This window comes from Caballeronia sp. (assembly GCF_028292365.1).
Lineage (GTDB): Bacteria > Pseudomonadota > Gammaproteobacteria > Burkholderiales > Burkholderiaceae > Caballeronia.
Map to the genome: position 1 here is coordinate 1 of NZ_JAQGMM010000066.1, position 9,042 is coordinate 9,042.

7 protein-coding genes and 1 pseudogene are annotated in these 9,042 nt (G+C 60.0%); 7 read left to right on the plus strand and 1 reads right to left on the minus strand.

Going from position 1 to position 9,042, the window contains the following annotated elements:
• The first annotated feature begins 662 nt into the window (after positions 1–662).
• Both msrB and JWR14_RS03915 read left to right on the plus strand, forming a co-directional pair.
• Positions 663–1,178, plus strand: coding sequence for a peptide-methionine (R)-S-oxide reductase MsrB (gene msrB, locus JWR14_RS03910; RefSeq protein WP_299701656.1), 516 nt, complete (start codon positions 663–665; stop codon positions 1,176–1,178).
• A 73-nt stretch (positions 1,179–1,251) separates the two neighbouring features.
• On the plus strand, positions 1,252–3,078 hold the full coding sequence (locus JWR14_RS03915) for a cytochrome c biogenesis protein DipZ (RefSeq protein ID WP_299701659.1): 1,827 nt from the start codon (positions 1,252–1,254) through the stop codon (positions 3,076–3,078).
• 38 nt (positions 3,079–3,116) lie between these two features.
• Here the strand turns inward: JWR14_RS03915 and JWR14_RS03920 are convergent, their stop codons facing one another.
• Complete coding sequence (locus JWR14_RS03920) at positions 3,117–3,821, minus strand: SAM-dependent methyltransferase (RefSeq protein ID WP_299701662.1); 705 nt, start codon at positions 3,819–3,821, stop codon at positions 3,117–3,119.
• 178 nt (positions 3,822–3,999) lie between these two features.
• Between JWR14_RS03920 and JWR14_RS03925 the strand changes: the two genes are divergently transcribed.
• From JWR14_RS03925 to JWR14_RS03945, 5 genes and pseudogenes are all read left to right on the plus strand, one after another.
• On the plus strand, positions 4,000–5,019 hold the full coding sequence (locus tag JWR14_RS03925; RefSeq protein WP_299701665.1) for a LacI family DNA-binding transcriptional regulator: 1,020 nt from the start codon (positions 4,000–4,002) through the stop codon (positions 5,017–5,019).
• Between the two features lie 2 nt (positions 5,020–5,021).
• Positions 5,022–6,509, plus strand: a complete 1,488-nt coding sequence (locus JWR14_RS03930) for a sugar ABC transporter ATP-binding protein (protein WP_299701668.1) — start codon at positions 5,022–5,024, stop codon at positions 6,507–6,509.
• On the plus strand, positions 6,490–7,506 hold the full coding sequence (locus JWR14_RS03935) for an ABC transporter permease (RefSeq protein WP_299701671.1): 1,017 nt from the start codon (positions 6,490–6,492) through the stop codon (positions 7,504–7,506). Before JWR14_RS03930 ends, JWR14_RS03935 begins: the two co-directional genes overlap by 20 nt.
• Before the next feature lie 62 nt (positions 7,507–7,568).
• The gene (locus JWR14_RS03940; protein ID WP_299701673.1) at positions 7,569–8,531 is read left to right on the plus strand and encodes a substrate-binding domain-containing protein; all 963 of its coding nucleotides are present in this window, start codon (positions 7,569–7,571) and stop codon (positions 8,529–8,531) included.
• Positions 8,532–8,582: 51 nt separating this feature from the next.
• Positions 8,583–9,042, plus strand: a pseudogene (locus JWR14_RS03945) (sugar phosphate isomerase/epimerase); the annotation flags it as partial.

The following is a 9,042-nucleotide window of genomic DNA, read 5'->3' on the forward strand; positions in this document are numbered from 1 at the left end:
TATCACTATTAGCCACTGCGCGTGGCGGCGCGTCATTTCTTTGTCCAAAGCGACAAAGAAACGAAGCAAAGAAAACGCTTTTAAAACACGCTACCCTAAGTGTCCACAGCGTGCAGTTTCTATTCATGGGTGCCCCAAAAGCACGGTGCTCGCCAGAGCCACGGATGTTTGAACCCCTCCTTCTCGCGAATCCTGACACGAACACGCTTCGCCCCGTACGCTCTCGGGCAAGCACCATCCCATCGTCAAAGCAACCGCCCGGATCAACCCGACCCTAAGCATGGCAACTCGATATCCTTTTCGTTACGCTATATTTCATAAAATATAGCGTAACGAAAAGATTCGACACACCGATGGGGTGCGCATATGTCAGCCAAACGAATTTTGATGGACCATGTGTAACCCACTGTGTTCCCTGGACGAATTAGCTAATAGACGCACGGTGAATGCTGCGGTTTCAAACCCCCGCCACATTTAAGACCCGGTTGAAACAGGCCACAGGCTTCCAAAATTAATCACGATTTTTTTGATTCAAGGGATTAAAGCCGTGATTGAAGTGTTTGCCTGTTAGAACCTGACCGTGGTTCTCCGTAGCGACCCGGAAAGCCGTTCATCCGCAGCACGGCATTCCTCAAAGCGTAAGTTTTGTTCAGGAGCACATCATGCAGACCCGGCGCCGGTTTATTTTTGCAGGCAGCGTTTTCGCAGCAGCAGCGTTCGCCGCGTTCAATCAAAGTCGCGTATTGGGTGCGACCGGAAAAGACAGCAGCACCGCCGATGAATCGTTCGAGGTCGTTCACCCCGACGATCAATGGCGCCGCCTGCTCACGCCCGCTCAATACAACGTGCTTCGGCATGAAGGCACGGAACGTCCTTACAGCAGCCCTTTGAACAACGAACATCGGAGCGGCATATTTGCTTGCGCCGGATGCCAGCTCGACGTCTTTTCATCGCGCACGAAGTTCGACAGCCACACCGGCTGGCCAAGCTTCTGGGCACCGCTCGATCACGCAGTGGCAACGCATGAGGACCTGTCCTTTGGCGTATCACGTACTGAGGTGCATTGCCGGCGTTGCGGCGGCCATCTTGGCCACGTCTTCGATGACGGTCCCAAACCCACCGGCTTGCGTTATTGCATGAACGGCCTGGCAATGACGTTCAAACCCGCCGCTGCCTGACCCTCTGCACAAGCTACTAAAACTGCTTTGCGCCGAACCTCGACCACCTAAAGACCTAAGAACCTTCACGCTCATGTTACTCATTGTCCTGGCTTATCTTGGCGGTGCGCTCACTATCCTGAGCCCGTGCATCTTGCCCGTGCTGCCCTTCGTGTTTTCGCGGGCGGACCAACCGTTCGTGCGCAGCGGCCTGCCTCTGCTTGCCGGCATGGCCATCACCTTCGCGGCAGTCGCGACGCTCGCCGCAGTGGGCGGCGGCTGGGTCACGCAGGCGAACCAGTACGGCCGCTGGCTCGCTGTTGCATTGCTGGCGATCTTCGGCCTGACGTTGCTGTTGCCAAGCTTCGCCGAGCGCCTCATGCGTCCGTTCGTCAGCGCGGGCAACCGGTTATCCGAATTTGCTCAAGCTGACGGACAACAAGTGCGCGCAAGTTCGTCGTTCCTGCTCGGCATTGCGACCGGCCTGCTGTGGGCACCGTGCGCCGGCCCAATATTAGGCCTTGTACTGACAGGCGCGGCACTACGTGGCGCAAGTGTCGGCACGACACTGCTGCTGGTCGCGTACGCGGCAGGGGCAGCGACCTCGCTGGCGGTGGCGTTGCTCATCGGTGGGCGGGTGTTTGCTGCCATGAAGCGCTCGCTCGGGGCAGGCGAGTGGATTCGTCGTGGTATCGGCGCCGCGATGTTGCTTGGCGTCGTCGCCATCTCGTTAGGACTCGACACCGGTGTACTCGCGCGCGTGTCCACCGTCGCAACAGGTGGCATCGAACAGAAACTGGTGGATACATTGTCGGGCGGTACCACGCCGGCTAAAGCTGCGAACAACAACGCCAACAACACGCCTACGCCCGCTCAAACCACCGCAGCAACGGACGCCACCGGTCCCGCGATGATGCGAGCAGCCGCAAACACCGATGCGCCGCTGTCGCTGCCCGTGGAGGGCGAATTGCCGTCGCTGTCCGGCGCCGTTCAATGGCTCAATTCGCCGCCGCTCACGGCACAGGATTTGCGCGGCAAGGTCGTGCTCGTGGACTTCTGGACTTACTCGTGCATCAACTGTTTGCGCTCGTTGCCTTACGTAAAGGCGTGGGCGCAGAAGTATCGCGATCAGGGGCTGGTGGTGATCGGCGTGCATGCGCCCGAGTTTGCGTTCGAGCGTAACGTGGACAACGTCAAGCGCGCGACGCACGATCTCGGAGTCGACTATCCGGTTGCCATCGATAACAACTATGCAATCTGGCGTGCATTCGGGAACCAGTACTGGCCGGCGCATTATTTTATAGATGCCAAGGGGCAGATTCGCTTCCATCACTTTGGCGAAGGCGACTATGCGCATTCGGAGCAGGTGATCCAGCAGTTGCTGGCGGAAGCCGGTCACGCGAATGCAGGCACGATGGTCAGTGACGAAACCGTAGCGAAGGGCGTGCAAATGGCCGCCGATAACGCCGACATGCAGTCACCGGAAACCTATGTAGGCTACGAACGCGCAGAGAACTTTGCAGATCGCGGCGGCGAATCGCATGACCGCGTTCACACGTATACCGCGCCTGCTTTACTCGGACTTAATCAATGGGGCTTGGCGGGCGCATGGAATGTAGGTTCGGAGCAAGCGACGCTGGCGGCTTCAACGGGAACCATCGTGTATCGATTCCACGCGCGTGACTTGCATCTCGTGCTGGGGCCTGGAAAGGACAACAAGCCGGTGAGGTTTCGCGTGAGCATCGATGGCGCGGCGCCTGGCAACGCGCACGGGTCGGATGTCATGCCCGATGGCACGGGTACGGTCATAGAGCAGCGTTTGTATCAGCTCGTGCGGCAGTCAGGCGATGTAAAAGATCACACTTTCACCATCGAGTTCCTGGACCCGGGCGTCGAGGCGTACGCATTCACGTTCGGTTGAGGGGTGAACAGCGAGCGGCGAACGCATAGCGCGTAGTGTTACGCGTCGTCGAAGCGATAGATCAGCAGGCGGCCTTTATAGGCGGCGGTATCGTCGAAGGCAATTTTATCCAGGCGTTCCTCGCGCATCTGGAAGCCGCGTTCGCCCATTTGCCGGTTGAACGCGGCGCGGTTGCCGCGGTCGGGGTCCACGATCCACACCTCGGCCGCCGGCGACGCATGCAGTCCGATAAACGCGGCGAGCATTGCGTTGGCATCGCGTTCATAGAGCAGGTCGCTGCCCATGATCAGGTCGAAGCGGCCATCGACAATACGGCGTCCTGAATCATCTTCCAAAGTATCTTCCAGTTCAGGAATCGACCAGTTGCCGTGCCGGTATTTCATGGGCGGCAGGTGATTCAGGCGCAGGTTTTCTTTCAGGAAGTCCCCGGTCAGTGGATGGCAATCGCTGGCGGTGACATCTGCGCCGCGCCGATGTCCGACGAGACTGGCGAGCGCCAGTCCGCAACCGATTTCGAGAATCCTTTCACCAATCAAAACCGGCCGCAGGGCGAGGCGTGCGGCGAGGTGCGCGCCGGATGGCCACAGCATGCCGAATAGCGGCCACATGGCGGAAGAGATACCGATTCGCTCGGCGTCGCCGGCGGGATCGGAGAATTGCTGAAGGTCCAGCAGCGAACGGATGATCAGGTCTTCAACGCCAGCAACCGCGATGTTTTGTTGCTTGGTCAGGTAACCGGGCATCAGGGAGGCGCGAAAGTGAAGCCGCGCGGGAGGATGGGCGGGTAGTATGCGCTAGTTTGCGAAGTCCGCTGCAGAGCTTGAGTCGGATGATCCCCCTTCGTGTTTGTCCCTATCGCGTCCTGCCGCTCGCGCTCCAATAATGTAATCCATTACATCTGCGGACGGCGAGTTGAAACGAATGACCGATTCATTGCGCTCCGCCGACGAAATCTCGATCTCTGACGTCGCCCAAAAAGCGGGCGTATCGGTCGCGACCGTGTCCCGCGTGCTCAACGGCCACACCAACGTACGCGAGCCCACCCGCGACAAAGTGCTCGCAGCGGTTGCCGCCAGCGGGTACCGAATCAACGAACTCGCCCGTAATTTGCGCACTGCGGAAAGCCGCATGCTGCTGACCATGGTCCCTGACTTCGGCAACCCTTTCTATGCCGCCATCGTTCGCGGCATTGACAGCGTCGCCCGTCAAAATGGCTATTTCATGCTGCTCTGCGATACGGGCGCCGATCCCGGCCGCGAGCGCAGTTACTTCGACTTGCTGCGAGGCCGCCGCGCCGACGGCGCAATCTGTCTAGATCCTGCCGCCATTCAGCAGGCGTTAGCCGAAGAGGCCGCCACGCTGCCGTGGGTAGCGTGTTGCGAGTTCGATCCCGCCGCAGGCGTGCCGTACGTAGGCATCGACAACTATCAAGCCGCCGGCGATGCGATACGCCACTTGCTTAGCCGAGGTCATCGGAAAATCGCGCTGATCAATTCGGGCCAGGGATATTTATATAGCCGCCAGCGCGCGGAAGGGTATCGCGATGCGCTGAGCGCTGCTGGGATCGACGCCGATTCCGCCTGGCAAGTCGACCTCGATACCCTCGACTACGCCGCCGGTGAAAGCGCCGCGCGCGAGCTGACCCGCCTGCGGCGCAACAGACCGACAGCAGTGTTCGCCGTCTCCGACACCCTCGCCATCGGCGTGATCAACGGCTTGCGCGGCGTCGGCTTGCGCGTCCCGGACGACATGGCCGTGATCGGCTTCGACGACATCGCGGTCGCCGCGCAAATCGATCCACCGCTCACGACGGTCGCCCAACCGATGCGCGAACTTGGCGAAACCGCCGCGCGCCTGCTGCTCAAACGCCTGCGCGAACCAAACGCCCATGTGCCCGGCGTGCTGCTCCCGCACAAGCTGATGATACGAAGGAGTGCGTGATCATGAGCCTGGCCGTTAGCTTCGACAACATCGAAAAACAGTTCGGACCCGTTCGCGTGCTGCATGGCGTGAGCTTCGACCTGGCTCCCGGGCGCATCTACGGCTTGCTTGGCGAGAACGGCGCCGGCAAGTCGACGTTAATGAAGATCCTCGCCGGCTATGAACGCCCGAGCGCAGGGTCGGTTTCCATCGACGGCGTGGTCACGGACTTCGATAGTTCGCGCGATGCCGAAGCCACGGGCATCGTACTGATCCATCAGGAACTGAATCTCGCGGATCATTTGAGCATTGTGCAGAACATGTTTCTTGGTCACGAGATAAAACGCGGCTTCTTCCTCGATGAACCCACCATGCGCGAAGACGCACGTGCACGTCTCGCCGATGTCGGCCTTCACAAGCACCCTGATACACGCGTGCGCAACCTGATCGTCGCTGAGAAGCAGCTTGTAGAAATCGCCAAGGCCATGCTGCGCGATGCCCGCCTGCTGATCATGGACGAACCGACCGCCACGCTCACACCCGCTGAAACGCAACGGCTGTTCGCATTGATGGCGCGGTTGAAGGATGACGGCGTGACCATCATTTATATTTCCCACAAACTCGACGAAGTGGAACGCGTCACCGACGAAGTCATCGTGATGCGCGACGGCCGCTTCGTCAGCCGCGGGTTGACTGCCGAGACCACGCGCCATCAGATGGCGAACCTGATGGTCGGGCGCGAAGTGTCCGACATGTTCCCCGACAAACCGGTCATCGCCGCCGATGCCCGCATAGCGTTCAAGGTCGATAACGCCTATGTGCCGGGCTGGGCGGAGAACGTGAGCTTCTCGGTGCAAGCAGGCGAAGTGTTCGGCTTCGCGGGACTGGTGGGCGCGGGACGCACGGAACTCTTTGAAGGACTCGTCGGCTTGCGGGCATGCACGGCGGGACGCATCACGCTCGAGGGCGAGAGCATCAACCCGCGCAATCCCCGCGCTGCGATGAAACACGGCATCACCTATTTGAGCGAGGACCGCAAGGGCCGCGGCTTGCACGTCGACATGGCGTTGAAGGACAACCTCACCATGATGACGCTTGAGCGCTACGCGCATCCGCTGCTCGACGCGCAAGCGGAACGCGATGCGCTTAAAAAGGCGGTCGGCGACTTCGGTATCCGCACCGGCAACCTGGCGAGCCGTGCGCGCATGTTGTCGGGCGGCAATCAGCAAAAGCTTGCGCTCGCGAAGTTCCTGCATCCCGATCCACGCGTGATTGTTCTCGACGAACCCACTCGCGGTGTCGATGTCGGCGCGAAACGCGACATCTATTTCCTGATCCACGCGCTCGCCGCCGAAGGCCGTGCGGTGATCGTCATCTCATCCGAACTGATCGAGTTGATCGGTTTATGCCATCGCGTTGCGGTGATGCGCGGCGGCCAGCTTGTCGCCACGCTTGGGCGCGAACATCTGACTGAAGAGAGGTTGATCGCGCATGCGACCGGCACACACTGAAGGCGTTGAAGAGTCGAGCCGCCTGGGCAGCTTCGCACGTCGGCTGCACGGCGTCGGGCCGCTGCTCGGGTTGGTCGCGTTATGCATAGGCGGCACGCTGCTGAACCCGGATTTCGCCACCTTCGACAACGCGATGAACGTGCTCACGCGCACCTCGTTCATCGGCATCATTGCGGTGGGGATGACCTTCGTGATCATTTCGGGCGGTATCGATTTATCGGTTGGATCGATGGCCGCATTGATCGCGGGCAGCATGATCTGGATCATGAACGCGCTCGCGCACGGGGTGGGCGGACATACCCTCGCGCCACTCGCCATTATTACTGTCGGGATCGTTTTAGCCCTCGTTTTAGGGGGTCTTTTCGGTTTGGCGCATGGACTGCTCGTGACCAAGGGACGCATAGAACCGTTCATTGTGACACTGGGGACGCTCGGGATTTTCCGCGCGGTGCTGACGTGGCTCGCGGACGGCGGCGCGCTCACGCTCGACAACAACCTGTCCGATCTCTATGGTCCCGTGTATTACGCCAGCCTCTTCGGCATTCCCGTGCCGATCTGGGTGTTCCTGATCGTCGCGGCGGGCGGTGTGATCGTGCTGAACCGAACCGTATTCGGGCGGCATGTGCAGGCGATCGGCTCGAACGAACAGGTCGCGCGTTATGCGGCCATTCGCGTCGATACCGTGAAGATCGTCACATACGTGCTTCTCGGGCTGTGTGTAGGCGTGGCGACGGTGCTGTACGTGCCGCGCCTCGGATCTGCCACACCCACTACCGGCCTGCTCTGGGAGCTTGAAGCGATTGCGGCGGTGGTTGTTGGCGGCACCGCGTTAAGAGGCGGCGAAGGGCGCGTGATCGGGACGGTGATCGGCGCAATCCTGTTGTCGGTGATCGCGAATATCCTGAATCTCACCAGCATTATCAGTGTGTATCTCAACGCGGCAGTGCAGGGCGCCGTGATTATTTTCGTAGCGTTTTTACAGCGTGGACGTCGTTGAAGTGTGTTCGAACCGTGCCCTGAAATCCTCTCAGGCGCCTGTCAAAACAATGGAGACACAGCATGAAAAAGATTCTTCGCGCACTCGGCGCCTCATTCGTCACCTTAACGTTGGCGGCGGGCGCCGTCTCGGCCGACGCCGCCGATAAAGTCACGCTCGGCGTCGCTATCCCCACTGCGACGCACGGCTTCACCGGCGGCATCGTCTGGTGGGCCAACGAGGCTAAAAAGGAACTGGAGCAGGCGCATCCCGACCTGAAGATCATCATCAAGACAGCAGGTGGCGCGCCGGAACAAGCGAACCAGTTGCAGGACCTGGTGACCGTGAACAAGATCAATGCGCTGGTGATTTTCCCGTTCGAATCGGCGTCGCTGACGCAGCCGGTGGCGCAGGTCAAGAAGAAGGGTGTATACGTGACCGTGGTGGATCGCGGGTTGACCGATACGAGTGCTCAGGATGCGTATGTAGCCGGCGACAACACCGCATTCGGCAAGCTGCCGGCGGAATATCTGGCGAAGACGATGGACGGCAAGGGCTACATCGTCGCGTTGCGCGGTATCCCGACTACGCTGGATAACGAGCGCTGGGCTGCGTTTGAATCGGTGATCAAGCAGCATCCCGACATGAAGATCCTGGATGCCAAATACGCCAATTGGAATCGCGATGACGCGTTCAAGGTCATGCAGGATTACCTGACGCGTTTCAAGCATATCGATGCAGTCTGGGCAGCCGACGACGACATGATGATCGGCGTGCTGAAAGCGATTGATCAGGCAAAGCGTACGGACATCAAGGAGGTGTTTGGCGGCGCGGGATCGAAGGAAGCGGTCAAGCGGATCATGGACGGCGACAAGCTGGTCCAGGCGGATGTGTCGTACTCGCCGAAGTTTATCTACGACGCAATCAAGCTCACTGCAGAGGCGCGTTTGAAGGGTGAAAAACTGCCGGCCACGACCATCATTCCTTCGGTGCTGATCACGAAGGAAAACGCCAAGCAGTTCTACTATCCGAACTCGCCGTTCTGAGTTCCTGACTTCTGACGACTTGAACATTGCACCGTTAGCGGATCGACGCACATGAAAACCATCAAAGGCCCCGCCATTTTCCTGGCGCAGTTTCTAGGTGACACGTTGCCCTTCGACAACCTCGCGCATCTTGCGGGCTGGGCGAAGGGCCTCGGTTACGAAGGTATTCAGGTGCCGTGCGATCCGCGGCTGATCGATCTGGAGCAGGCGGCAAAGAGCGATGCGTATTGCGACGATCTGCTTCGCGTAGTGGACGACGCGGGCGTGAGCATCACGGAGTTATCGACGCATTTGCAGGGGCAGCTTGTCGCGGTTCACCCGGCCTACGACACACTCTTCGACGGATTCGCAGCGGAGCATGTTCGCGGCGATCCGAAGGCTCGTACGGCTTGGGCGATCGAGCAGGTCGGGTTCGCGGCGGCGGCGTCCAGGCGCTTGGGGCTGAACGCGCACGTGACGTTTTCGGGGGCGCTTGCGTGGCCTTATTTGTATCCGTGGCCGCAACGTCCGC